The organism is Candidatus Sulfotelmatobacter sp. (assembly GCA_035504415.1).
Classification (GTDB): Bacteria; Vulcanimicrobiota; Vulcanimicrobiia; order Vulcanimicrobiales; family Vulcanimicrobiaceae; genus Vulcanimicrobium.
Genome location: DATJRY010000021.1, coordinates 159,228 through 184,348, shown reverse-complemented (window position 1 = coordinate 184,348; position 25,121 = coordinate 159,228). Strand labels below are relative to the sequence as shown.

At 69.8% G+C, this 25,121-nt stretch carries 22 protein-coding genes; 10 read left to right on the top strand and 12 right to left on the bottom strand.

Annotation, left to right across the window (positions count from 1 at the left end; all coding sequences use genetic code 11):
* Nucleotides 1-64: 64 nt before the first annotated feature.
* Nucleotides 65-2,839 carry a BTAD domain-containing putative transcriptional regulator gene (locus VMD91_18645; protein HTW86097.1) on the bottom strand — a complete coding sequence of 925 codons (2,775 nt, stop codon included), beginning with the start codon at nucleotides 2,837-2,839 and terminating at the stop codon, nucleotides 65-67.
* Nucleotides 2,840-3,186: 347 nt separating this feature from the next.
* Between VMD91_18645 and VMD91_18640 the strand changes: the two genes are divergently transcribed.
* A complete protein-coding gene (locus VMD91_18640) occupies nucleotides 3,187-3,567 on the top strand; it encodes a hypothetical protein (GenBank protein ID HTW86096.1) in 381 nt (126 codons plus the stop codon).
* Between the two features lie 21 nt (nucleotides 3,568-3,588).
* Here VMD91_18640 and VMD91_18635 read toward each other — a convergent pair whose 3' ends face one another.
* Nucleotides 3,589-5,718: a methyl-accepting chemotaxis protein gene (locus VMD91_18635; GenBank protein ID HTW86095.1), complete on the bottom strand. Its 2,130-nt coding sequence runs from the start codon at nucleotides 5,716-5,718 to the stop codon at nucleotides 3,589-3,591.
* A 60-nt stretch (nucleotides 5,719-5,778) separates the two neighbouring features.
* On the opposite strand from VMD91_18635, the gene tmk reads away from it, so the two are divergent.
* Nucleotides 5,779-6,396, top strand: a complete 618-nt coding sequence (gene tmk / locus VMD91_18630; GenBank protein ID HTW86094.1) for a dTMP kinase — start codon at nucleotides 5,779-5,781, stop codon at nucleotides 6,394-6,396.
* Nucleotides 6,393-7,406, top strand: a complete 1,014-nt coding sequence (locus VMD91_18625) for a DNA polymerase III subunit (protein ID HTW86093.1) — start codon at nucleotides 6,393-6,395, stop codon at nucleotides 7,404-7,406. The genes tmk and VMD91_18625 overlap by 4 nt, the downstream gene beginning before the upstream one ends.
* Here the strand turns inward: VMD91_18625 and VMD91_18620 are convergent.
* From VMD91_18620 to VMD91_18610, 3 genes are all read right to left on the bottom strand, one after another.
* Nucleotides 7,403-8,128 carry a hypothetical protein gene (locus VMD91_18620; protein ID HTW86092.1) on the bottom strand — a complete coding sequence of 242 codons (726 nt, stop codon included), beginning with the start codon at nucleotides 8,126-8,128 and terminating at the stop codon, nucleotides 7,403-7,405. The genes VMD91_18625 and VMD91_18620 overlap by 4 nt on opposite strands.
* Nucleotides 8,129-8,138: 10 nt before the next feature.
* A complete protein-coding gene (locus tag VMD91_18615; GenBank protein ID HTW86091.1) occupies nucleotides 8,139-8,948 on the bottom strand; it encodes an S-methyl-5'-thioadenosine phosphorylase in 810 nt (269 codons plus the stop codon).
* Nucleotides 8,949-9,134: 186 nt separating this feature from the next.
* The gene (locus VMD91_18610; protein ID HTW86090.1) at nucleotides 9,135-9,635 is read right to left on the bottom strand and encodes a bifunctional nuclease family protein; all 501 of its coding nucleotides are present in this window, start codon (nucleotides 9,633-9,635) and stop codon (nucleotides 9,135-9,137) included.
* Between the two features lie 36 nt (nucleotides 9,636-9,671).
* Here VMD91_18610 and ychF point away from each other — a divergent pair, with 36 nt between their 5' ends.
* From ychF to VMD91_18580, 6 genes are all read left to right on the top strand, one after another.
* Nucleotides 9,672-10,766 carry a redox-regulated ATPase YchF gene (gene ychF / locus VMD91_18605; GenBank protein HTW86089.1) on the top strand — a complete coding sequence of 365 codons (1,095 nt, stop codon included), beginning with the start codon at nucleotides 9,672-9,674 and terminating at the stop codon, nucleotides 10,764-10,766.
* A 239-nt stretch (nucleotides 10,767-11,005) separates the two neighbouring features.
* Nucleotides 11,006-12,283, top strand: coding sequence for a Glu/Leu/Phe/Val dehydrogenase (locus VMD91_18600; GenBank protein ID HTW86088.1), 1,278 nt, complete (start codon nucleotides 11,006-11,008; stop codon nucleotides 12,281-12,283).
* A 210-nt stretch (nucleotides 12,284-12,493) separates the two neighbouring features.
* Nucleotides 12,494-13,546: a hypothetical protein gene (locus tag VMD91_18595; GenBank protein HTW86087.1), complete on the top strand. Its 1,053-nt coding sequence runs from the start codon at nucleotides 12,494-12,496 to the stop codon at nucleotides 13,544-13,546.
* Nucleotides 13,547-13,559: 13 nt separating this feature from the next.
* Nucleotides 13,560-15,371 (top strand): hypothetical protein, encoded by a 1,812-nt coding sequence (locus VMD91_18590; GenBank protein ID HTW86086.1) that lies wholly within the window; start codon nucleotides 13,560-13,562, stop codon nucleotides 15,369-15,371.
* An 11-nt stretch (nucleotides 15,372-15,382) separates the two neighbouring features.
* Nucleotides 15,383-17,155, top strand: coding sequence for a hypothetical protein (locus VMD91_18585; GenBank protein ID HTW86085.1), 1,773 nt, complete (start codon nucleotides 15,383-15,385; stop codon nucleotides 17,153-17,155).
* A gap of 14 nt (nucleotides 17,156-17,169) precedes the next feature.
* Nucleotides 17,170-18,705 (top strand): hypothetical protein, encoded by a 1,536-nt coding sequence (locus tag VMD91_18580; GenBank protein HTW86084.1) that lies wholly within the window; start codon nucleotides 17,170-17,172, stop codon nucleotides 18,703-18,705.
* 4 nt (nucleotides 18,706-18,709) lie between these two features.
* Here VMD91_18580 and VMD91_18575 read toward each other — a convergent pair whose 3' ends face one another.
* Complete coding sequence (locus VMD91_18575; protein ID HTW86083.1) at nucleotides 18,710-19,375, bottom strand: hypothetical protein; 666 nt, start codon at nucleotides 19,373-19,375, stop codon at nucleotides 18,710-18,712.
* A 176-nt stretch (nucleotides 19,376-19,551) separates the two neighbouring features.
* Here VMD91_18575 and VMD91_18570 point away from each other — a divergent pair, with 176 nt between their 5' ends.
* Nucleotides 19,552-20,016: a hypothetical protein gene (locus VMD91_18570; protein ID HTW86082.1), complete on the top strand. Its 465-nt coding sequence runs from the start codon at nucleotides 19,552-19,554 to the stop codon at nucleotides 20,014-20,016.
* Between the two features lie 6 nt (nucleotides 20,017-20,022).
* Here the strand turns inward: VMD91_18570 and VMD91_18565 are convergent, their stop codons facing one another.
* The 6 genes from VMD91_18565 to lpdA are packed head-to-tail and all read right to left on the bottom strand — an operon-like array spanning nucleotide 20,023 to nucleotide 25,109.
* Nucleotides 20,023-20,409 (bottom strand): rhodanese-like domain-containing protein, encoded by a 387-nt coding sequence (locus VMD91_18565; protein HTW86081.1) that lies wholly within the window; start codon nucleotides 20,407-20,409, stop codon nucleotides 20,023-20,025.
* The gene (locus VMD91_18560) at nucleotides 20,406-21,800 is read right to left on the bottom strand and encodes an MFS transporter (protein ID HTW86080.1); all 1,395 of its coding nucleotides are present in this window, start codon (nucleotides 21,798-21,800) and stop codon (nucleotides 20,406-20,408) included. The genes VMD91_18565 and VMD91_18560 overlap by 4 nt, the downstream gene beginning before the upstream one ends.
* Nucleotides 21,801-21,807: 7 nt before the next feature.
* Nucleotides 21,808-22,692, bottom strand: coding sequence for a lipoyl synthase (gene lipA / locus VMD91_18555; protein HTW86079.1), 885 nt, complete (start codon nucleotides 22,690-22,692; stop codon nucleotides 21,808-21,810).
* Nucleotides 22,689-22,952 carry a hypothetical protein gene (locus tag VMD91_18550; protein HTW86078.1) on the bottom strand — a complete coding sequence of 88 codons (264 nt, stop codon included), beginning with the start codon at nucleotides 22,950-22,952 and terminating at the stop codon, nucleotides 22,689-22,691. The genes lipA and VMD91_18550 overlap by 4 nt, the downstream gene beginning before the upstream one ends.
* Nucleotides 22,949-23,656: a lipoyl(octanoyl) transferase LipB gene (gene lipB / locus VMD91_18545; GenBank protein ID HTW86077.1), complete on the bottom strand. Its 708-nt coding sequence runs from the start codon at nucleotides 23,654-23,656 to the stop codon at nucleotides 22,949-22,951. Before lipB ends, VMD91_18550 begins: the two co-directional genes overlap by 4 nt.
* A gap of 4 nt (nucleotides 23,657-23,660) precedes the next feature.
* Nucleotides 23,661-25,109 carry a dihydrolipoyl dehydrogenase gene (lpdA, locus tag VMD91_18540; GenBank protein HTW86076.1) on the bottom strand — a complete coding sequence of 483 codons (1,449 nt, stop codon included), beginning with the start codon at nucleotides 25,107-25,109 and terminating at the stop codon, nucleotides 23,661-23,663.
* Nucleotides 25,110-25,121: the final 12 nt, after the last annotated feature.

The following is a 25,121-nucleotide window of genomic DNA, read 5'->3' as shown; positions in this document are numbered from 1 at the left end:
CTGTAACCTCGCCGTAACCGATGGGCCGCACGCTTTACGTGTGGCCCGTTCTTTGTGCGTCGCGCTACACCGGTCGTACCAGCTCGACCAGATGCGCGGGCGGCTCACTGCCCAACTCGCGCCGCAGCGAGGTTCCGTAACGAGCGAGCTCGCGGCGGGCGGCATCTCGGTCGCCGGCCGCGAGATGGGCACGGATGGTGGCCTCGCAGGCGCGTTCGTCGAGCGGGTCGATCCCGGAGGCGTAGCTCGCGTGTGTCAGTGCCTCGGCGGTCGCCCCCCGTGCCAGCGCGTCCGCGGCGAGTGTGGCCGCCGCCGTGCCCACGACCTCCGCGATGCGCGCGACGAGCTGGTGCGACCAGGCGTACCGCTCATAGCGAGAAGCTATGCCGTTGCGATGGGTATCGACGATCGTTTGCAACGCGCGGCGGACGTCGTCGTCGAGCGTGCTCGACCGGCCGCGCACCAGCGTCTCGGCGCGCCGCAGGTCGATCTCGATCGTCGGTGCGAGGCGGTGCCGGCCGCCGTCCGCGACGATCGCGTCGCGGCGCCCCAAGCGCGTACGGATGCGGTAGATCGTCACCTTGAGATTGTTCGCCCATTCTTCGGGATCGAGGTGGTCCCACAGCGCCTCGCCGATGCGGTCGCGGCTGACCGGTCCCGGCGTCGCCGCCAGCAGCGTGAGCAGCTCGAACTCTTTGTCGCTGAACGGCACGTCCGCTCCGTCGCGCGTGACGCGTCCGGCCAACAGCTCGATCGCGACGTGCGGCTCGCGGCTGACGCGCTCGCGCCGGACGCGCCGGCGAACGTAGGCATCGAGCATCCCGAGGTCGCCGCCGGCGAACAGGCCGCCGACGGCGGCCTGGAGCTCGGGGCTTTCGACGGCCGATGCGATCGCGCCGATCGCGGCGCGCGCCTGTTCGCGCTCCGTCTCGTCGCCCAACTCGAACAGCGCGACGTACGCCAGCAGTCGGAAGTACGGCTCTCCGCGACGATCCGCCGCGCGCGCCGCCTGGCGCGCCGCGTCGAGCGCATCGTCGGCGCTCGCCGCGTGGCCGATTCGATACAGCTGTGCGCCGGCCGCGATCAGCGGCCAGGCGTTCTCCTCCGGCAAGCGCACCGGGCGTCCGCGCGCGGCGTCCACGAGCGGCGCCATGCCGACCTCGATCGCGGGCGTGAGCGTGTTCTCGAAGATCGTCTCGTAGCGGTCGAACGCCGCGTCGTCGCCGTTCACCCACGCGAACACGGCGCCATTCATCGCGACGTAGGCGAGGTACAGCGGCAGCTCCTCGTCGCGCCGCCTCCGCAGCAGCTCGTCGATGATGACGGTGACCCGGTCGAACCGTCCTCGATACGCCGCCTCGTGCGCCTCGATGTAGTGCAGCGTCTGGTTTTCGCCGAAGCGATCGCGCGAGATTTGGACGGCCTGCGCGGCGAGCGCGCGGGCCAGGACGAAGCGGCCTTCGATGCCGCGCAGGGACGCGGTGAAGTTCAGCAGCGAGGCGCGCGCCGTGGACGGCTCGGCCGCGAATCCGTGCAGCGCGTCTTCGATCAGGGCGTCGGCTTCGCTCAGACGGCCGAGGTTCACGTACGCCGAGGCCAGGATCATCAGCGTCGCCGCGCGCAGGTCGGCTGGCGCACCGGCCGGCAAGCAGTAGTAGACCGTCTCCGACTCGCGCGCGTACGTCGCCGCATCGACGGCGTAACAGCGGTAGGGGATCGTCGCCACCCACAGGTTCGGAAACCGCGTGATGTGCGTCTTGTCGAGCCGATCGATGATACGCACATACTCGCGCAAGGGGACGGGCGCGGTGGTGTAAGGCGGGGCGGCGTCGATGATCGCCGCCGCCCGCGTGCCGTCGCCGACGTCGAGCGCGACGTGAGCTCCCTCGGTGTAGCGGCCGTCACCCACCAGCGAACGCAGCGTGCGTTCGTACGCCGTCTCGAAGGCGACGGCGAACCGCTCGCGCAGCACCGTGCGCGCCACGCGATGAACCACGATCCGCTCGCCGGAAGTCGCGACGAACGGCAGCGCCTGAAGCGTCGCCCAAATCGCGTCGTCGCACTCCTCGCCGAGCACGCGGATGAGGTCCGGATGGCTGATGGCACGCCGCACCGCCGCGGCGGCCAGGGCATCGCGCGCGAGCGGCGTGAGCGCGGCGACGCTGCGATGCACGACGAACGGCAGCAGCGTGGCGCGGTCGAGCTTCGCCGCCGCTTCGTACAGTTCGTCCGGCGCGCCGCCGGCACGCAGCCGCAGGAAGGCGCGCGAGACCAGCGGCCAGCCGTGCGTGAGCGCCGACACCGCGGCCGCCTCCTCGCCGACGCCGAGCGCGGCGGCCTCGGCGGCGAGGTCGGCTTCCGCGAGCGCCAGCTCCGCTTCGCCGACCGCCAACACGTCGAGCTCGGCCAGGGCATGGTGCAGGGCCGGCGGCAGCGTGTGCCGCGCGACGATGGCCAGCCGGCGCTGCGGGTGCGCGGTCGCGACCAGCTCCGCGAACAGCTCGGCACCCGACGGCGTGGCGAGATTGCCGGCCCAGTCGTCGAGCACGACCAGCTCGTCGCGCGCGGCGAAGGGCCACAGCCGGCGCAGGGTTTCGCGCGTCGTCCCCTCCGTTCGGCCGGCGACGAGCCGGTCGACGGCGTTGCGCGACGCGGTCGAGACGTCGGCGGCGACGAGCGCGTCGAGGATCGCGCCGGCGACCTCGTCGGGAGCGGCGCCGTCGCCCAGATCGCAGACCGTTCCCGCGCCGATCGCGGCGGAGCACCGGGCGACGAACACGTTCTTCTCGTAGCCGGCGGGCGCCGTCACCACGAGGACGCGCGGGCGCCGGTCCGTCATAACCCGGACCAGCTCGGTCAGTCGATCGGATGCCGCTTCGCGAGTCACCACACGCCGACGGTGCTCCCTCTCGCCCCGAGAGTACGACGCCGGCGGGCACTTCACCGCTCGCGACCGTGCCGGTAATCTACCGACTCGTGGTGGAGTTCGCGCCGGCGTGTGCGAGCGCGCTGGCGGATAGCGGCGCACAGGTGTTCCTTGCCCGTTGCAGCGCGGCCAGCGACCCCAGCGCGATCTGGCTGCGGTTTCCCGTCCGTTCGCGGTCCTGCGTCGCATGGGCTGACGGCTATGGTCTGTACGGCGGTCGTCTACCGAACGGCGACGCTCGGCGCCCGGCGCTCGATGCGGTGGTTCGACGCGCACTCCCCGGCCGCAGCTACGCATTTTCCGGCACGCGATTCGGCCCCGGGGATCTCGCGCCGGGGACGCCCACCGCGCACTACGAGGTTCGCAACGACGCACGTACGCCGGCGCTGGTCGGTCTGCTGCAGGCCGCGACCCTCGACGGCGTCGTCGCCGCGGACGTGGTCACCGCGAGTTTCTTGCCGGCCGGATTTTCGGCCGACTTCGCGCCGGTGCCGCGTCTGCACGTCTGGGTCGGGCGCGGCGTGCGGCGCTTCGCTTTCGCGCCCGTCGTACCGTCGAACGCGCTGCTGATCTCACCGGCGGCCGGCGGGCGCCTGCACCTGCGGTACGACGCCGGCGCGCGTACGTTCGTTCCGCAGTGACGGCGCCCGGGTACCGCTCTTTCAGCGCAGGGCGAGCTGGCCCGTCGGCGCGCGCAACGCGCCGACCTCGGCCGTCGGCACCAGGTCGTCGTGGAAGCGCGCGATCGCCGCGTTGAGCCGGGCGGAGGCGTCGCGCAGCGTGCCGGTCATCTGCAGCAGCGCGGCCGCCTCGCTGGCGACGGTCTCGCCGGCCTGCACCAGCGCGGCCACGCGGGAACGGGTGTGCGTGGAGGCGTCGGCGCCTTCCGAGGCCGCGCGCGCGAGGTGCTCGGCGAGGGCGCTGAGGTTGTCCGCGACGGTGCGGTTCTGCGCGGCTTGCTCGCGGACGGCCGTCGTGGCGCGCATCAGCGCCTCGGTCGTGCTCTTTTGCTCGTCGTTGGCGTGACCGACGTCGTCCAGGCGGCGCGCGACCTCGCCGACGTCGCGGCGAATCGCACCGAGCGCGTCCGACGCGGCGCCGGTTGCCGCGCGTGCCGCGCGCGCGGCCTCGTTGCCTTCGCGCGTGGAAGCGACGGCGGAGCCGGTGCGGCGCTGCACGTCGCGCACGACGGCGGCGATCTCGGCGTTGGCTTGCGCGGCGCGCGATGCCAGGCCGCGGATCTCGTCGGCGACGACGGCGAAGCCGCGCCCGTGGTCGCCGGCGCGCGCCGCCTCGATCGCGGCGTTGAGCGCCAGCAGGTTCGTCTGATCCGAGATCTCGTCGATCGTCTCGGTGATCGCGCCGATCCGCTCGGACGCTTCGTGGAGGGCTTCGATCCCTTCGAGCGTCGAGCCGAGGGCGAGGGCGGCGCGTTCGCCGGAACCGGTCGCGTCCGAGAGGGCGTTGCCGGCCCGCGTGGCGACGTCCTCGGCGGTGTGCGCGAGCGCGCGGATCGTCCCGGCGATCTCGACGCTGCGCTCGACGGAGCTGGCGAGTTGCTCCAGGGCGGCGGCGGTGTCGCGCACCAGATCTTCGAGACGGTCGGCGGAGGTTTGGACGGTGCTGACCGCGTGCGCGACGTCGACGCTGGCGGCGCCGGCCTCGATCGTCGTGCGTTCGAGCTCTTCGACGCTGGCCGAGGTCGCCTGGAGGTCGTCCGCGATGCCGCTGCTGACCGCGCGCAGCTCGGCGGCGTTCGCGTCGGCGTCGGCGGAGCCGGCGTCGAGCGCGCCGGCGGCGCCGCGTGCGTCGCGCAGCACGTCGCGCACGGCGCCGAGCAACCGCGCGAGCGCCGCGGTGAGGAAATCTCCTTCGCCGCGCGGCGTGATCGTGGTCGCCAGGTCGCCGTCGGCCAGCCGCACGGCCGCGTGCGAGACCTCGCGCAGCGACGCTTCGGCGCCCGCCAGCGAGTGCAGCACGATCCCGACTTCGTGGGAAGTGCGCGGGAGCGTGCGCAGCTCGGACAGCGCTTCGAAGTCGCCGTCGGCGACGCGATCGAGCGCGCGCGCCAATTTGCCGAGCGGCGCGGCGATGGCGTCGGCCAGGAAGCGCGCGGCGAAGAACGCGTACGCGATCACGACGACGCACGTCAGCGCGAAGGCCAGCGTGCGATCGTTGCTCTCGCCGCGGACGGCGATCGCGCCGGTGACGGTGGTGACGAAGACCGCGGTGACGGTGACGACCAGGATGATCCGGCCGGCGATCCCGCCGGCGGTGACCCGCGGCGGCGGCAGCTGAGCATGCAACGCTTCGGCCGTCAGGGTCGCCCAGGTCGCGAGCGCTTCTTCGAGCGCCAGGCTCAACAGCGAGGCGTACATCGCCCAGCACAGCAGCGTCCCCAGCACGCCGACGACCAGGTTCTGCGCCGAGGGCAGGCCGACCAGACCGTTTCCGAGCGGGACCGCGATCAGTGGGATCACCAGGAACGCGAGGAACCACGCGATCACGAAGTGCGGGACCAGGCCGCGCAGGCGGGAGGCGATCGCAGGTGCGTCGCCGGCCCCTTCGGTCAGCGCGCGGCGGACGGGAGCCAGTGCGCGGCGCAGCGCGATCGTCTGGTAGATCGGCACGATCAGCGTCAGCAGCGCGGCGAGCCCGAAGCACGCCTCTGCTTCCGGCACGGTGAACACGCCGACGAAGGTGACGAAGATCAGAGCTGCGGGGAACGAGATGACGATGGCGAGCAGGCGGCGTCGGGCAAAGCGGGCCGCCACCGCCCGGTAGCGCTCCATGGAACCGCTCGTTTCCCCGCGATGGGGGCGCCGTTCCCCCCGGACGCGAACCGGCCAAACGTGCTCGTTACGTTCGAGGGAATCGAAGGGGCCGGGAAATCGACCCTGATCGCGGCGCTGGCGGCCGACGCGCGCGCCCGCGGCGAAGAGGTCGTCGTGACGCGCGAGCCCGGCGGGACGCCGTTCGGCGACGCCGTGCGCGCGCTGTTCGTCGACCCGCGGTACACGGTCGATCCGCTGGCGGAGGTGATGCTGGTCAACGCCTCGCGCGCGCAGCTCGTCACCGAACGGATCGCGCCCGCCTTGAAGGCAGAGACGACCGTGCTGTGCGACCGCTTCTTCGACGCCACCGTTGCGTATCAAGGGTACGGCCGCGGGTTGGACGTGGAAGGGCTGCTGGAGATCTGCTTGGCCGCCACGCGCCGCATCGCACCGGACCTCACGTTCCTGCTCGACATCCCGGTCGAGCTCTCTCGCGCGCGCGTCGCCGCCCGCGGCGGCGCCGACCGTCTCGAGCGCGAGGACGACGCGTTCCACCAGCGCGTGCGCGAGGGCTATCTCGCGCTGGCCAAGCGGTTCCCGCGCATCCATGTGCTCGACGGCGTGGCGCCGCCGGACCACGTCCGGGCGGCCGCCCGCGCCGTGCTCGAGCAGCGCCGCGCGAGCGCGCACCCATGATCGACGGCACCTTCGACGTCATCGGCGCGGCCGGTCCGCGCGCGTTCTTCGAGCACCTGACGACCGCCACGCTCGCGCACGGCTACTTGTTCAGCGGTCCGCAGGGCGTCGGGAAGAAGACGTTCGCGCGCGCGCTGGCGCAGTCGCTGCTGTGCGTCACCCCCAAGCGCACGCTGCTCGGCTGGTGCGGTCATTGCACCGGCTGCACGCGCTTCGCGGCGGGAACGCATCCGGACTTCTACGCAGCGCAGGGGCAACTCAAGATCGGCGAGCGCGACGGCAGCGGCTTTCACGACAGCGACGAGCCGACCGCGCGCGATCTGGTCCGGCAGCTCTCGCTGCACTCGTACGCCGGCGGGATGCGCGTGTTCGTGCTCGGCGACGCGGACTTCACGCGTGAGGCCGCCAACGCGCTGCTGAAGTTCTTCGAGGAGCCGCCGGCCGGCGTCGTGCTGATCGTGACGAGCTACGCGCCGGGCCGCGTGCTGCCGACGATCAAGTCACGCTTGGTCGAAGTGACGTTTCCCTCGCTGGCGCAAGACGAGGTCGTTGACGTGCTGCTGCGCGCCGGCATCGCTCCCGACGACGCGCGGCAGGCCGCCGCGGTGGCAAACGGCAGCGCGACGCGCGCGCTGGCCTTCCTCGAAGAAGGCGAAGGCGCGACGCGCGACGCCGCCGTCGAGTGGTTCTTCGCCGCCGCGCGGGGTGAGGCGGCCGACGCCGCGGGTTGGGCGACGCGCCCGACGCTCGAAGCCGGCCTCGAGACCGTCAAGACGCTGGCGCGCGATTACGTCGCGCTGCAGCTCGGCGGCAGCGTCCCGCTGCTCGCCGCCGATCAGCGCGCGCGCTTGGCGCAGCTCCCGGCTCGCGAGCCGGCCGCGTACGTGCGGCTGTTGACCGCGCTGGGCGACGCCGATCGGATCGCGCGCACCAACGTCAGCCCGCCGCTGGTCGCCGACCTGGTCCGAATGGCGCTCGCGCCGGCGCGTGCGGATCGCGCAAGCGGCTAGAAACGGCGGCCGAAGGCGGCGTCGGTGTAGCTCTTGGTGACGATCAGCGCCGAGTAGCTGACGAAGATCGCCTGGAACACCGCTTCGATCAGCGAGCCGATGACGGAAAAGCCGGTCAGATACGGCGCCAGCCACGTCAACACGAGCCCGGTCAGGATCGGCGTGACCACGATGACCAGGCCGATGGTGACGATCGTCGCGAGCGCCGCGGAGAGCGGGTTCGCGCGTACCCGGTCGATCGAGACCTGGATCGCCGCGCCGCCGGGGACGCCGCCGACGGCGGCCGCCGGGATCGCGAAGATGAGGAAGAAGGCCGCCGCGGCCAACAGCAGATACCCGATCGCGCCGAGCAGCGCGCTCGCGTACTGTCCGATCGCGAGCACGAAGCTCACGCCGATCGCGGCCATCAGGATCTCCGGTGCGCGCCGGCGCGCTTCGACCCAGCCGTTCTCGAACGAGGCGCGCCCGTGACGCCAGGCGTCGTCGGCGATGATGCACGCCGTGCCCAGGCCGAACAGCATCAGCAGAAACACGAACAGCTGCAGGATGCCCCCGGTGATGCCGCCCAGGTCGGCGCCGCCCGGCGTGAACAGGCGGCCGACCAGGATCCCGATCACCGCCATCAGCAGCGGCACGATGACGATCGAGGGGTTGCGCACCAGCAGCGGCAGCGCCGCGAGGTAGATCGACGGGTCGACGCCGGGCAGCGGTGCGCGCTTCATGATGCGCCGTTTACCCGCGCGCGCCGGCCAACGCGTCGCCGCACGAGCAGCTGCGCTCGGCCGGCATGCTCTCGATGATCTTGAAGATGCCCGCCTTCACCCGCTCGTTGTTGCTGGCGAACACCTTCATCACTTCGGCGTGCGAGACGGGCTGGATGCCGCCGGCGCCTTCCAGACCGACGTCGTAGTCGGTGATCAGCGAGATGTTGACGTAGCACATCTCGAGCTCGCGCGCGAGATACGACTCCGGGTAGTTGGTCATGTTGATGACCTCCCAGCCCAGCGAGCTGAACCACTTCGACTCGGCACGCGTCGAGAAGCGCGGTCCTTGGATGATGACGATCGTGCCGTGGTCGTGCGTGTCGATCCCCAGGCCGCGCAGCGCGTCGATCGCGATCGGCCGAAGCTGCGGGCAGTACGGATCGGCGAACGAGACGTGCGTCGTGATCGGGCCGTCGTAGAACGTGTCTTTGCGGCCGGTGGTGCGATCGACGATCTGGTCGGCGACGACCATCGAGCCGGGCTTCACGTGCGGCTGCAGCGAGCCGCAGGCGGTCGGGCCGATGATGCGGGTCACGCCCAGCGCCTTCATCGCCCAGGCGTTGGCGCGGTAGTTGATCGACTGCGGCGGGTAGCGGTGATCCTTGCCGTGGCGCGGCAGAAACGCCACCTTCTTGCCGGCGATCTCGCCGAGCGCGATCTTGTCCGAGGGCAACCCGTAGGGCGTCTCGACCCAAACCTCACGCGGATTCTCGATCAGCGAATAGAACCCGGAGCCCCCATAGACCCCGATCTCAGCCCGTTCAGTCGTCGTGTACATCGCGCCGTAAGGTAAGACGCGAAAGCAAAAAAGTCCGCCTGAGCGGGACGAGTTCGCGCGCGGCCTCGGGGAACGTCCCCTTGGCTCGATGTCGCCGCGCGCGGCGGTCCGGGGGCCCCACGCGAAGCGTGGGGGGCGCGGAGCCAGGGGCGGAGCGCCGTTAGACTAGCGCGCCGCCCACGTCCACTATTCTAAGAAATCCGAGGGCTTGAGCTCTTCGATGAATTTCTTGAATTTTTGCTGTTCTTCGGGCTCGGCCGGTTTGTTGTCGGGGACCGTCTCCTCGAGTGCGATCTTGTCGCTGACGAAGATCGGCGCTTGCATGCGCAGCGCCAGCGCGATCCCGTCGGACGGACGCGCGTCGATCTCCTGGACGTCGCCGTTGGTCCGAACGACGAGCTTGGCGTAGAACGTCGACTCTTTGATGTCGTGGATGACGATCTGCTCGAGCTTGGCCGAGAGCGATTCGAGCAAGTTGCGCATCAGATCGTGCGAGAGCGGCCGCGGGACCGAGGTGCCTTCCAGCGCCAAGGCGATCGCCGTCGCCTCGAACGGGCCGATCAGGATCGGCAGGTAGCGCTTGCCCTCGAGGTCCTTCAGGATGACGACGGGGTCGTGCGTGAGGAGATCGATCCCCAGCTTGTCGACCTTCATCTGCCGCATCCCCGCATACTCCGGGAGGTCCAAGGGCGAATCCTTCGGTGCCGCGTACGAAGGCGCTCCGTGGCATTGTCGTGCGGTATCGTCGGGCTTCCCAACGTGGGCAAGTCGACCATCTTCAACGCGCTTACGCGTTCAGCGCAAGCGCTGGCAGCGAACTACCCGTTCGCGACCATCGAGCCGAACGTCGGCGAGGTCCCGGTGCCCGACCGGCGGCTCGACGCGCTCGCGGCGCTGAACGCGTCGGAGAAGATCGTCCCCGCGACGATGCGTTTCGTCGACATCGCCGGCTTGGTCCGGGGGGCTGCCAGCGGTCAAGGGCTCGGCAACGCCTTCCTCTCGCACATTCGGGAGACCGACGCGGTCGCGATGGTGGTGCGCTGCTTCGCCGACGACAACGTCACCCACGTCGAGGGCGCGCCCGACCCGCTGCGCGACATCGAGATCATCGCCATCGAGATGGCGCTGGCCGATCTGGGCACCCTGCAGCGCCGCCGGGAGAAGCTGGCCCGCGAGGTCCGCGCGAACCCCAAGCAGGCTCCCGAGCTGGAGGCGCTGGAGCGCCTGGTCGCCGCACTGGAGGCCGGCAAGCCGGCCCGCGCCTTCCCGCCCGACTCCGAGGAGCTGCGCCTGGCCCGCGAGTCGTTCTTGCTGACCGCCAAGCCGATGCTCTACGTCGCCAACGTCGACGAGGGGCAAATCGCGACGCTGGGGCCGATGGCCGAGACGGTGATGGCCCACGCGCGGACCGAGAACAGCCGGGCCATCGCGTTCAACGGCAAGGTCGAGTCGGAGTTCGCCGGGATGAGCGAGGACGACGTCGCGATGTTCCGGGCCGACTACGGGATCACGGCCGGCGGGCTGGACCGGCTGATCGTCGAGGCGTACGACCTGCTGGGCCTGATGACGTTCCTGACCGCCGGCCCGAAGGAGACCCGGGCCTGGACGATCGCCAAGGGAACCAAAGCGCCGCAAGCGGCCGGCAAGATCCACACCGACATCGAGCGCGGCTTCATCCGCGCCGAGATCGTCTCGTACGACGATTACGTGACCCTCAAGGCGATGGACGCGATCCGCGCCGCCGGAAAGCTGCGGTCCGAAGGCAAGGACTACGTCATGCAAGAGGGCGACGTGGTCGAGTTCCGCTTCAACGTCTAGACCGGATCAGGAAGTTGCGAATCAGGCCGATCTGTAAGGCAACCCGGCGAAGAGCGAGTAGGTGCCCAGGCGGGCCATGAACGTGGACGCACGCTTCGGCGAGCAAAGCGAGCGTCGCCTGATTCGCTGGGACGTGGGGTTCCGACCCGGGCCGTCGTGGTCCAAATGGCGAGTCGCGGTCAAGGTATTTTCGCTAAATGTCCTAAAGACGCAGGACGGCTCAGGAGGCCATTCTCTTCATGTCCACAGCCGTACCGGGTACTACCGCCGTTCGCGAGGTCAGCGTCTTCGGCGACGCGATCGCGTACTTCAACGAAGCGGCGGCGCTGCTCAACCTCGATCCCGGGATGCGCGCGATCCTCACCCACCCATCGCGCCAAATCATCTTCTCGATACCGTTCCAGCGCGACAGCGGCCAACTCGAGGTCTACACGGGTTACCGCGTGCAGTACAACTTCGCGCGCGGGCCGGCCAAGGGCGGGATCCGCTTCCATCCCGGCGTGACGCTCGACGAGGTCACCGCGTTGGCCTTCTGGATGACCTGGAAGTGCGCCGTCGTCGATCTGCCGTTCGGCGGCGGCAAAGGCGGCGTCACCTGTGACCCGCGCACGCTCTCGACCTCCGAGATCGAGCGCATCACGCGCCGCTACGCCGCTGAGCTGGTCGAAGTAATCGGTCCCGACAAAGACGTTCCGGCGCCCGACGTCAACACGACGCCGCAGCACATGGCGTGGATCATGGACACCTTCTCGATGCACCACCGCATGAACGTGCCGGGCGTGGTGACCGGCAAGCCGCTCGACATCGGCGGCTCGCGCGGTCGCGTCGAGGCGACCGGGCGCGGCGTGAGCATCGTCGCACTCGACGAGATGGCGCGTTTGGGGATCGATCCCAAGGGCGCGAAGATCGTGGTACAAGGCTTCGGCAACGTCGGCTCGATCGCGGCGCAGATGTTCGCCGACGCCGGCTGCACGATCGTGGGCATCAGCGACGTGACGGGCGCCTACGTCAACGAGAAGGGCGTCGACGTCGCCGGCGCGATCGCGTACGCGCAAGAGCACCACTCGCTGGACGGCTATCGCGGCGGCGAGCGGATGTCGAACCAAGCGATGCTCGAGGTGCCGTGCGATGTGCTCGTGCCGGCCGCGCTCGAGAAGGTGCTGACCGTCGACAACGCCGCGCGCGTCAAGGCGAAGCTGATCGTCGAGGGTGCCAACGGGCCGACGACGCCCGAAGCCGACCACGTCTTCGCCCGCAACGGCATCACCGTCATCCCCGACATCGTGGCCAACGCCGGCGGCGTGACCGTGTCGTACTTCGAGTGGGTTCAAGACCGCCAGGGCTACTTCTGGAAAGAGGCCCAGGTCAACGAACGGCTGCGCGACCAGCTGCTCGAGAACTTCGGCGTCGTGCGCGAGGTCGCGCAGACACGGGGCATCACGTATCGCACCGCGGCGTACATGGTCGCGATCGATCGCGTCGTGCGCTCGCTCAAAGCGCGCGGCGTGTACGCCTAACCTGTCTTTGTAAAGACTGGGTAAGCCCCCAGGGGGCCGGAGCCGTCGTGGCACAAGGCGGGTGACGCTGGCCTATCTTGGTATGTCGCCGATCGCACATTTGCGATCGGCCGCTCACCGAGATGGGCCCGTCGCTCTGTCTTCCATCCGCGAGGAACCGCTTTGCCGTTCTTGCCCCGGCCAACCCTTATGGTTGTCCCTGCTCTTGCTTTGTGCGCCGCGCTCGTCGCGGGCTGTGGCGGATCGGGAACGACCCCACCGCGCGATCTCGCCGCACCGACGCCGACGCCGACGGCAGGCCCGTCCAACGTGCAGACCGTGCAGACGTCGACGACGAGCACTGTCGCGCTGCCCCCGCTTTCGGACGGGACGGTCTCGGTCTCCGGGATGCTGCCGACGGCAAACGTCGCGGCGACGTTGACCGAGACGATCACGCCGACGCAGCCGAGCGGGACCGCGACGTTCAGCTCGGTGGCGCGCGGGCCGGCGGCCGCGCGCCGCACGGCGAGCGCGTCGTCCGCGCCGATCGTCTTCGTCGAGTTCGCCGCAACGCAGAGCGTGACGCTGAGCGGGGTGCCGGCATTCTTGTTCACGGTCCCCAGCGCGGTCGCGGGCGACGACTACGAGCTGGCGCTGTACGCGCAAGCGACGGACGGCAGCTGGAACGACTTCTTTGACGGGCCGGCAACGGTGAGCGGGACGACCGTCTCGTTCGCCGCCGCACCGGGGACGCTGGCCATCGCGGCGGGCGAGCCGGTGGTGCTCGCGCTGTGGGACGAGGGTGCCGCGACGGGTCCGACGCCAACGCCCACCCCGAGCTCGACGGCGACGCCGACCGCAACGCCGACGCCGACGGCCGCGCCGAGCGCGACGCCGACGCCGACGATCGCGCCCACCGCGACGCCGACCCCGACCCCGACCCCGACCCCGGTGCCGACGCCGCTGGCAGATCCGACCGCCGTCAACTTCGACCTCTCGTCGAGCCCGACGCCGGCCCCGGTCAGTGTCAGCGAGCCGAACTACGCCGGCACGTTCAGCGCGGCCATCGCGTGCACCGAAAATCCCTCGGGTCAAAGTGGAACGGCGGTCGCGACCCTGACGGGTCCGACGAACGGCGTCACGTTCTTCATGGTGGCGCCCGGCGACGAGACGGGCTCGTGCAACTTGACGATCACCGACAGCAACAACGGCTCGACCGTCGTACCGGTGACGAGCTCACTCGCAAATCTGGGCGTGTTCGGCACGCACCGCAAGCAGAAGTAAGGAGCGCTCAGCGATGTTGCGTTTTATTCTCACGCGCTTGAGCGCGCCGGCCGCTGCTGCGCTGCTGTTGGCCGCGTGCGGCGGGGGCGGCGGCACCGCGAGCGTGCCGCACGCGACCGGCGGGAGTCCGTCCTCGGCGCCGACCGCCGCGCCGGCGAGCGGCTCGCAGGCGCGCCTGACGGTCAAGATCAACCGCGCCGCGTCGACGAGGCCGAAGAAGACGTCGGCGGCGGCCGCGCGTCACGGCGCCGCGGCGAAGCGGTCGCCCAAATATGTCTCGACTGCTAGCGACGGTCTGCAAATCGCGGTCACCGCCGGCGGGACGACGAAGACGCAGTACGTCGACATCACCCAGAGCTCGGCCGCGTGCACGAACGGCGGCGGCGTCGAGACGTGCACGTTCGCGATTCCGTGGCTGGCCGCTTCCGAGACGATCGCGGTGACGGAGGTCGACGAGGCGCCGACGGACGAGGGAACCAACGGGCTTCCCGCCTACGAGGGCGACGGCTTCCCGACCAACTCCAACATCTTGGGTGTCGGATCCACGCAAGCGACGCTGACGCCCGGCACGGTCACCAACGTGCAGCTCGGCATCTCGGCCGTCGTCGGCGGCTGGTACAACTGCTGGCCGGGCATCGACACCGCCAGCGGCGACACCCCGACCTCGAACGCATCCTTCAGCGTGGAGAGCAACGGGAACGACGTCGGCACCGGCGTGACGGACCGCGTCGCGGTCACGAGCGGTGCGCCGGCGCAGGGATTCGTGACGCCGGAGTTCGCCGACCCCGACGGTGGCTGGTACGATCCCGACGCGGTCGCGCTGCCGTTCGTCGATGCGAGCGGTGCCGCGGCGCCGCTCACGCTCGTCTCGTCGACGTCCGGCGTCACCGTCGCGCCGTTCGCGAACCCCGGTTTCGCCAACGACGCCGGGGCGCTCTCGCTGACGCCGTCGTCGACCACGCCGCCCGGCTATGCGCAAACCGCGACGATTCCCAACGACGGTTACGAGTGGGCGGAGTGCGTCTTCATCATCGGCATCAACTATGACGGGCAGTCGACGTCACCGAGTACCGTCACCCTTTCGAACGGGCCGATCGTCAACGGCTCGAACGTCGGCACGTCGACGGCGACCGGCACGCTCTACAACCCCGCCAGCGGCTCGTTCGCCGTCGGACCGTACAACGCGACGGTCACGTACGCGATCGATCCCATCTCGGCGAGCGTGAGCGCGAACACCGCGAGCCTGGCGAGCGGCGCCACGGCGACGGTTATGGGCAGCGCGCCGGGAGCGCGCACCGCGATGACGCTCGCGGGCGGCGGCGCGAGCGAGTCCTGCAGCGGCACCGGCGCAGGAACCGTGACGGCCGGTTCGTCGGCGAACACCTTCAGCGTCACGCCGGTCGCGCAAGGGACGTGCTCCTTCCAGGTCGCGGACGGCGACACCGGCGTGCTCAGCAATCCCGTCACGGTGACCATCGCCGGCTACGACACGCCGGCCGGCTTCACCGCGAGCCCGAGCAGCCTCGCGTTCGACCTCGTCACCAACGCCGGAGCGCAGACGGTGAGCGTGCAGGACACGAGCACGATCTCGGTGCCGCCGGCGATCGCATGTGTCGCGAATCCCGCCAGCAGCAGCACAGTCGCGATCGTCAGCGCCTATACGGTGCAGTCGCCGACGAGCGTCACGTTCAGCGTGACGCCGGGTTCGGCGACCGGCGCGTGCGAGGTCACGGTCTCGGACGGGGCCGGCAACAAGCTCGGCGTGCCGCTGACGGTGACCGAGAACGAAGTCGGCATCTACGCCAAGCACCGGACGACGAAGTAGAGGACTAGGAGATGCTACAACGATCCACCCTCGCGTTCGGCACGGCCTCGATCGCCGCCGCGCTGCTCCTCGCCGCCTGCGGCGGCGGGGGCGGCGGTGGTGCGACCCGCCCGAGCGTGCCCGCCGTCACGCCGACCGGCGCACCGTCCTCCGCGCCGTCGTCGAAGACCACGAAGCTGACGTTCACGATCGATAGGAAGCCAAGCTCGTCGCTCGGAGCGCCGTGGCCGGTGAAGACCAGCGCGTCCGGTCGGCGTGCTCCGAAGTATCTCGCCCCGAACGTCGATGGCGTCGAGGTCGCGATCACCGCGGGGGGCAGCTCGCAGACGCTGTACGTCGACGTCGCGAACGTCCCGAACAACGTCGTGTGCCCGGGTCCGGGAACCGCGAGTAACAACTACCAACAGACGTGCACGGTCCCGATCCCGATCCTCGGTACCGGAGAGACGGTGACCGTCACCGAGCTCGATCAGGAGCCCCTCGACGAGACGAACGGATACGGGACGGGCTTCGCGACGAAGGCCAACATCTTGGCCGTCGGCAGCGGGTCCGTGACGCCGGCGTCGTCCGGGACGACGGGCGTAACGCTGGTCGGCCTCTCCCCGGTGATCGGCGGGTTCTCCCCGCTCAACTTCTATTCGCAGGCTTCGACGATCGCCCAGGATTATCCGACGACGCGCATCGTCGCGGTCGCGGGCACGCCGGTCCTCGCGCTCGGCGCCATGCTGTGGCTAAACCAGGACGGATCCGCCGGCGACGGCGATAAGGTCCCGCTGTCATTCGTCGACGTCAACGGCGCGGCGGTCGCGCCGACGATCCAAACATTCGTCGGATCGAGCACGCCGACGCAGCACGTGCTCGTGTATCCCTATCGCAACGCCGGATTCGCCAACGACCAGAACGTCTACCTGAACAGCTCCGGGATCGTGCCGCCGCCGTCGGGAGGCCTGGCGCAGACGGTGTCGATGCCCACCGACGACTACGCGTGGGGGTACTTCTTCTTTCCGGAGTCGACGTTCATCTACGCCATCTCGTACGACGGCAGCGTCCCGCCGGCTTCGACGCCCTATTACACCATCCAGGCGTCGAACAATCTTACTGCGAGCCCGAGCAGCGTCGGCTTTCCGGCCAGTAACGGCGGCAACCCGTACACGGACAGCGAGCCGTTTGTCCTCGCGGTGCTCTCGCAGTCGCTCGCGAGTACGTCGCTCGCGGTGGGCACGCCGGCTAGCGCGAGCCTCACCGACTACGGTTCGACGAGCGGAGGCGAAGCTTCGCCGTGTCTCGACGCGAACGGCAACGGCGGCTACGCGGTGATCGTTCCGTCCGGAACGATCGACGCGACGACCGGCGTCCAAGCCTTCTCGGTCATCCCGGTCGGGGCAGGGAGCTGCTCGTTCTCGCTCGGCGATGCCGACACCGACTTGATGTTGCCGGCGACGACCCTCACGATCGCGGCGCAACCCGCCTCGGCGATCGCGGCAGCGCCCAGCGCCCTTGCGCTCGAGTTTGGATCGGCGGCTGCCACCGTGGCGGCGAGCGAGTCGTCCAATCCGAGCGCGAGCTTCAGCGCGGCGCTGACGTGTCAGCCGAACCCGTCCGGCCAACCCTCCACCGACGTCGCGGACATCACGGCGCAGACGTCGTCGACGTTCACGGTCGCGCCGGGGACCGCGTCGGGGACGTGCGCGCTCACGATCTCCGACGGCGGGGCGAACACGCTCGTCGTCCCCGTGACGGTTTCCACCCTCGACGCGACGATCTCCGCTAAGCACCGGAAGTAGAGGACCACCGAGTCATGGTACGTTTCGACCTCAGCCGCGTCGGCGTTCCGGCGCTGGCAGCTGTCCTGCTCGCCGCCTGCAGCGGCGGCGGCGGCGGTGCGCTGCACGCCGCCGTCCCGACCTCACCCTCGACCGCGCCGACGACGAGCCCCGTCTCACCGGCCGGCTCCGGCGTGCGCGTGACGTTCACGATCAACCGTGCGAAGCCGGTACGTCCCACCAAGGCAAAGGCACTCGTCGGGCGCATCGCGTCGTCCGTGCGAACGCCGAAGTACATCTCCCGGGCCGTCGCCGGCGTTGCGTTCACCGTCACCGCCGGCGGTACGATGAAGACGGTCTACGCCGACGTCTCCGCCGGCAGCTCGGCCACCGAATGCACGGCGAGCGGAACCGTCTCCACCTGCACGATTCTTCTGCCGACTCTCGCCGCGACCGAGTCGATCCAGGGCTACGAGGTCGACCAGACGCCCACGGACGAAGGCACCGTCAGCGGCCTGCCTTCCTACGAGGGCGACGGCTTCCCGAGCGGGACCTCCATCTTGGCGTATGCCCCGACCACCAGCGCGTCGGCGACGGTGGTCGGCGGCCAGACCGTCGTCAACATCGCGTTCGGGCCCGTCGTCGACAATTGGAACGACGAGACGGTGTGGATGTACTCCGACACGACGACGAACTTCGCGGCCGACTGGGGACAATATGAGAACCAAGGCTTCGGCGGCGCGGTCCGCGTCGTCGTCACCGGCGGGACGCCGGTGTCGAACGGGCTCTTCCCCTGGTTCGAAGACGCGGACGGAGCGGGCTACGATACCCAGGACGCGGACACGACCGCACGCCCGTTTTACGACGTCAGCGGCACCGCCGCGCCGGTCACGGCCGTCTCCTCCTCATCGCACGTCCTGCTCTTCCCGTACCAGAACGCGAATTTCGCCAACGATCTGCCCACCTTCCCGAGCCCGGGGTCCACGCCGTCCGGCTACGCGCAAGTCGCTTCGATCCCCGACGACAGCTACGAGTTCGATCAGGAGTACTTTACCGTCGGCCTCTACACCGACGGGGAGCTGACCGCACCAGCGACGGTCACGTTCTCGAACGGGCCCGTCGTGGGCGGCTCCAACGTCGACACGTCGACCGCCACCGCATCGCTCGTCGCGAACGGCTCGACGCCGTTCACGGTCGGACCGTACAACGCGGTGCAGACGTACACGATCGTTCCGCTCACCGTCTCACCGACCGCCGTCAGCCTGAGTCTCTCCGGCACGAACACGGCTACCGTGACCGGATCGGACTACGGAACCACCACCAATTTGGGCGTCCAGTCCGGCGGCCAGAACTTTGGTGGCGCTGATGCCGGCTGCTTCGACGCGTCGGGGAACAACCGAGACGCGTTGGTCACGCCCGGCGCCTTCGACTCGGCGACGGGGGTCGAGACGTATACGATCACGGGCACCACGATCGGAACGTGCACCTTCAACCTCTACGACCTCGGCATGGCGAGCAGTGATTACGTCTACGTGCCGAGCCAGACCGTCACGGTGACGGTCGGTCCCTAGGCGGTTACGCCGGCAGCAAGGCGTAGTGCAGCTCCTGGGCCACGACGATCGCGGCGACGCCGGCCGGAACGATCGTCGTGCCCGGGACCAGATGGGTCACGAGGTCCTGGTAGACGCGGCTCGCGTCGGCACCATGCATCTGTGCGATTTGTCCGCTCAGTGAATGCAGCGCGTTGTCGCACGCGAACCACGAGACGCCGCGCCTGGTGAGCGCCTCGACGGTGAAGTCGTGATAAAAGCCGCGCTCGTCGCTCGGGTTCGCCGTCGCGCTCATCGTCGAGCGCGCGCGGTAGAACGGATTTGCCGGCGAGTGCACCATCGTCGGCAGCGGGTCACCGGCGGCGTCGAGCAGGTCGAAGATCTTGTAGCGCGCCCAGATCTGGTCGTCGAGCACGTAGCCGAGCGAGGTGCCGTAGAAGACCGCGACGACGTGGCACGAACCGGCGCCTTGGCCCAGCGCGAACTGGAACGCGTTGAGCGTGTTGCCCGCGTACCGCAGTGCCGCGCCGCCGTTGAGCCTCGGTGCAGCGATCACTTGGCGGTGTCGCGCCGATCGCGCGAGGACCTGATACATCGCGTGGCCTTGGTCGGCCGCTACGGTTGGGGCGCTGGCCAGTGCGCCGGCGGCTACCGTCGCACCGGCGGCAAGAAACGTCGATCGGGTCGTCATCGCGCTCAGATTCGACGGTCCGACGGGTGTTCGTCCTTGGTCGCGAGACCGCTCAGTTTCGATAGCTGCCGCCGGCTGGAGTCGTCCGGCGGGACAGCGAACCGAGTGTCACCTACGGGGATGCAGTTTGCCCGTTCCCCTTTGGATCGGTGCTTGTGTCGCTTTGGTCGGGTCGTGTGGCAACTGCCGGCGCGACGTCGGCGATCTTGGTCCTCTACAAGCTGCTGAGCGGACCGACGCCTACGCCGACGCCGATGCCGACGCCGACCCCGACTGCCGCGGCGCAGCCGACCCCGCTCGCGACGCCGAACAGCATCGCGTTCTTCCTCGGCTCGCCGGAGCCGACGCCGGCGCCGCTGGCGGTCAGCGAAGCCGGTTATGCGGGCAGCTTCACGTCGGCGATCAGCTGCACGCCGAGTCCGGCGAACCAGTCGCCGGTTGCCGAGCGGTTCGTCGCCGAGATCAGCCCGACGACCGCGACGCCGGCGACCAGCGGGGCGCAGGTGACCTTCACCGTCACACCCGGGCTCGAGAGCGGTACCTGCACGGTAACGGTCGGCGACACCGTTGGCGCGACGGTCAGCGTGCCGGTCAGCGTCACCAGCACGTCCATCGGCGTCCAGGCGCAACAGCGCCGTTGAGCGCCGTCAGAGGCGGCGGTCGAGCGCTTGCACTTCGTCGGGCTCGGCCGGCGGGACCATCTGCTCGAGCGACGCCTCTTGTGTCGGTCCGTCGATCTGGGTCCAGGCCGCGAAGCCGTTGAGCAGGATCCGCACGTCGCCGTAGCCGGACGAGGCCAAACGGTCCGCGACCTTGCGAGTGAGATCGCCGCGCCCGTCCGCGTCGTACAGGACGACCGGCTTCTCGGGTGCGAGCGGGAGCACGAGGTGATCGGGGCGCAGCAGGTCATGCGGGCGGTAGCGCACCGCGCCGCGGATCTCCGCTTTGCCGGCGTGTTGGCCGACGTCGAGGATGGTCACGTCGGCGGGGGCCATGCCGAGCAGCGCGTCGGCGCTGATCTCCGTGATGCTCATGCCGGGTGTGTACCCCGCTGGAAGAGGCGCAACGCGCTGGCCAGGGTCGCGATGCCCGCGCAACCGCAGGCGACCCAGAGCGCGACCGGCGCCGCGCGGCCGACGATCGTCGCGGTCGGCGTGCCGTGCGCGATCGAAGCGCCGAACAGGCCGAAGACGATCGCGACCAGCGCCGTTCCGACGGTCTGACCGCCGACGCGGATCGCGGCCAGCAGGCCCGACGCGCTGGCGCTCTTGCTGCGCGGCGCGCTGCCGATCAGCTCGCGGTTGTTCGGCGACTGGAAGAAACCGAAGCCCAAACCGCAGATGACTCCGTGGCCGACGATCATCGCCGCCGACGGATGCGCGGGCATGCCGGCGTACGAGCCGAGCCCCACCGTGAGCACCGCCAAGCCCAGCGTCGCGAGGATGCCGACCGGATAGCGATCGGCAAGGCGTCCCGCGATCGGCGCGACGACGGCGATCGAGAGCGGCCACGCCGTCAGCAGCAAGCCCGACTCGAGTGGCGTGCGCCCCAACGCCTCCTGGAAGAAGAACGGCAGGGCGATGTAGGCCAAGCCTTGCGCGGTGAACGTCGCCAGCGACGTCGCGGCCGCCATCGCGAACGGTGGAATGCGGAACAGGTCCAGCGCGATCATCGGCCGCTCGAGCGTGAACTGCCGCCGCACGAAGACGACCGCCGCGACGACGCCCGCGCCAATCCAGACCGCGATCTCCCACAGCGGCTCGGCGCGTGCGAAGCCGTCGAGTCCCCAGATCGCCAGCGAGAACGCGAGCGCGCTGGTCACCACGCTGACGAGATCGGGCCAGCCGCCCGCGCGCTCGTCCCCGGGCAGCGCGCTGTTGAGGGCGATGTTGAGCACGCCGAACGGGACGTTGACGGCGAACAGCCACGGCCACGGCGCCAGTGCCAGGATGAAGCCGCCGATCGTCGGGCCGGCCGCCGAGCTGGTCGCGACGACGAGCGCGTTGAGACCGAGCGCGCGGCCCAGCTGCGCGCGCGGGAAGATCTCGCGCAGGATCGCCGGCGAGATCGACATGATCGCCGACGCGCCGATGCCTTGGAACGCACGTGCCGCGATCAGCAGCGGCAGCGTGTGCGAGAGCGCGGAGGCGAGTGAGCCGAGCATGAACACGACCACGCCGAGACGATAGATACGTGCCGCGCCGCGCAGCTGACCGAGCGAGGCGAACGCCAGCAGCGTCGCCGTGACCGCCAGCTGAAAGCCGTTGACGACCCAGATCGAAGCGGAGACGTCGGCGTGCAGATCGCGCGCGATCGTCGGCAGCGCCGTGTTGGCGATCGAGCCGTCGAGCACCGACATGGCGACCGAGATCGCCAGCGCGAGATAGGCGACGCGCCGCCGCGGGAGGGGCAGCCCGTCGGTCACCGCCGGCTCAGACGAAGGCTTGTTCGGCGTGGTACGAGCTGCGCGAGAGCGGCGAGGAGACGACTTGCACGAAGCCTTTGCTCTCGCCCAGCGCCTTGAGGCGCGCGAACTTCTCCGGCGTGAGGAACTCGACCACGTCGAGGTGACGCTTGGTGGGCTGCAGGTACTGACCCATGGTGAAGATGTCGACGCCGACGGCGCGTGCGTCGTCCATCGCCTGCGCGATCTCGTCTTCGGTCTCACCCAGGCCGAGCATCAGCGAGGTCTTGGTGTAGGTGACCTTGCCGGATCGCTTCGCGTGCGCGAGCACGGCCAACGACTGGCGGTAGGCGGCGCGCCGGTCGCGCACGCTGCTCTGCAGCCGCTCGACCGTCTCGAGGTTGTGCGCCAGCACTTCGGGCTGTGCGTCGAGCACGACGTCGAGCGCCGCGAGGTCGCCGGCGAAATCGCCGGTCAGGCACTCGACCTTCGCATCCGGCGCCTTCTTGTGGATCATGCGCACGGTGCTGGCGAAGATCGCGGCGCCGCCGTCGGCCAGATCGTCGCGGTCGACGGCCGTCAGCACCAAATACTGCCAGCCCAGCTCGGCGACCGCTTCGGCGACGCGCTTGGGCTCGAGCCAATCGACTTCGCCCTTCGGTGAGCCGGTCTTGACGTTGCAGAAGTGGCAGCCGCGCGTGCAGGTGTCACCCAGGATCATGATCGTCGCCGTGCCGGCGCCCCAGCACTCGCCGATGTTCGGGCAGCGCGCTTCCTGGCAGACGGTGTGCAGGTCGAGCCGCTTGACCTCGTCGAGCACATGCTCGTAGGTCTCGCCGTGCGGGAGCTTCACCTTGAGCCACTCGGGCTTGCGGCGAGGCGGTTGCGGGTCGATCAGGTCGATGGTGGTCATGGGGTTTCCAGGGTGGAGATGCGCCGCTCGTGATCGTCGACGCGCGCCTCGAGGCGGTCGAACCGCGCGTCGATCTGATCGAAGCGCCGCATCATGCGGTTCTCGAACGCGCCGAGCCGCGAGCCGAGCTCGCCACGAAACTCCGTGCACAGTTCGGCGCGCATTGCCGCCATCTCGGCGCGCACGGCGTCGAAGCCGGTGGTGATGACCTGGTGCAGGTTCGCAAAGCCCGCCAGGATCTGCTCGTCGGTCACGCTCATGCTATCGCGACCACGGGATTCGCCGGCAAGGGCAGCGGCGCCCCCGGCGCGAGCGTCTCGCGCTCGAACTCGACGGCGAACGCGCCGGCCAGCTCCTCGATCAGCACGTCGCGCGCTTGCGCCCACGTCACCTCGCGGCCGAGCTGCGCCGAGATCGAGGTGATCCCGAACTGCGGCGTTCCGCACGGCGTGATGAGGCGGTCGTAGTCGAGCGCGGTGTCGGCGTTGAGGGCCAAGCCGTGCAGCGAGGTCATGCCGCGCACCGCGAGCCCGACCGCGCAGATCGCCTCGTCGCCGACGTACACGCCGCGATGCTCGGCGCGCCGCTGCGCGACGATGCCGAAACGGCGCAGCGTCGAGATGACGGCGGTTTCGATCGCGTTGACGACCGGCACGACCTCACGAAAGCGCGCCAGCCGGCGGATCGGGTAGACGACCACTTGACCCGGCCCGTGATAGGTGACGTCTCCGCCCCGTTCGACCGGGACGACCGCCACGCCGCGGGCTTCGAGCAGCGGCCGCGCGAGCAGCAGGTTCGACTCCTTGGCGTTGCGGCCGAGCGTGACCGTCGGCTCGTGCTCGACGACCAGCCACGTGTCCGGTTCGTGGCCGGCGCTGACGGCGGCATGCAGTGCGCGCTGCAGCTCCAGCACCGGGCGGTATTCCCGGCGGCCGAGATCGAGGAGCCGTGCGCGCGCCGCCATGCAACTAGACCGCCGCGGGCTGCTTCTTCGGCTTGGGGTTGACGATGTGGATCGCCTTGCCGTGGATGAACTCGGCGGCGTCCATGATCGACTCGGTCAGCGTCGGATGGGGGTGGATCGAGAGGCCGACGTCTTCGGCGGTCGCGCCCATCTCGAGCGCGATGACGCCTTCGCCGATCAGCGATTCCGCCTGCGGCGCGATGATGTGCATGCCCAGCAGCAGGTCGGTCTTGGCGTCGGCGATCAGCTTGATCATGCCGTCGGTCTCGTTCATCGTGCGCGCGCGGCCCGACGCGATCAGCGCCATCTTGCCGACGACGATCTCGTGTCCGGCCGCCTTCGCCTCTTCCTCGGACAGCCCGACCGTCGCGACCTCGGGATCGGTGTAGACGCAGTTCGGCACCGCGACCGGATCGAACGCCGAAGCGCGGTCGCCCGCGATCACTTCCGCGGCGACGACGCCTTCCTTCATCGCCTTGTGCGCCAGCAGCGGCGCGCCGGCGACGTCGCCGATCGCGAAGATGCCGTCCACCGTCGTGCGGCGCTGCGCGTCGACCTCGAGGAAGCCCTTGTCGTTGACGGCGAGGCCGGCGGCGGCAAGGTTGAGCGTGTCGGTCACGGGGCGGCGGCCGACCGCGACCAGCACCATGTCGAACTCGCGCGTCTCGTCCTTGCCGCTGGTGAACTCGCCGTTGATCGTCGCCTTGACCGCGTGCTTGCCGGTCTTCTCGAGGGCGCCGACCTTGGTGTTGAGCGCGATCTCGACGCCCTGCTTCTTGAGGATGCGGCCGAGCGTCTTCGAGATCTCGAGATCCGTGCCGGTCAGGATGTTCGGCATCGCCTCGACGACGAGCACCTTCGCGCCCAGGCGCGTGTAGACGGTCGCGAACTCGAGGCCGATCACGCCGCCGCCGACGACCAGCAGGTTCTTGGGAATGCGCTCGAGCTTGACCGCGTCGTCGCTGTTGATGATCGTCTCGCCGTCGCGCGGCCACGCCTTCACGTCGACCGGCGCCGAGCCGGTGGCGATGACGATCGCCGGCGCGGTGTACTCGTCGGTCGTGCCGTCTTTCTTCTTGAGCGAGACGACGTTCTTGCTCACGAACGAGGCGTCGCCGTAGGCGAACTCGACGTTGTTGGCCTTGAAGAGCTGGTTGACGCCGCCGACGTTGGCCTTGACGACCTTGTCCTTGAACGCGGCCACGCCCGCGCGGTCGATCTCGGCCTTGGGGACCTTCAGGCCGATCTCGGCGGCGTGGTCGATCTGGCGGGTGATCTCGCCGACGTGCAGGAGGGCCTTGGTCGGGATGCAGCCCCAGTTCAGGCAGACCCCGCCGACCTCGTCGCGGTCGAAGCAGACGACCTTCTTGCCGAGCTGGCCGAGCCGGATCGCGGCGTGGTAGCCGCCCGGGCCGGCGCCGATGACGAGCGCGTCGACGGTGAACGATGCCATGGCTGAGACGAG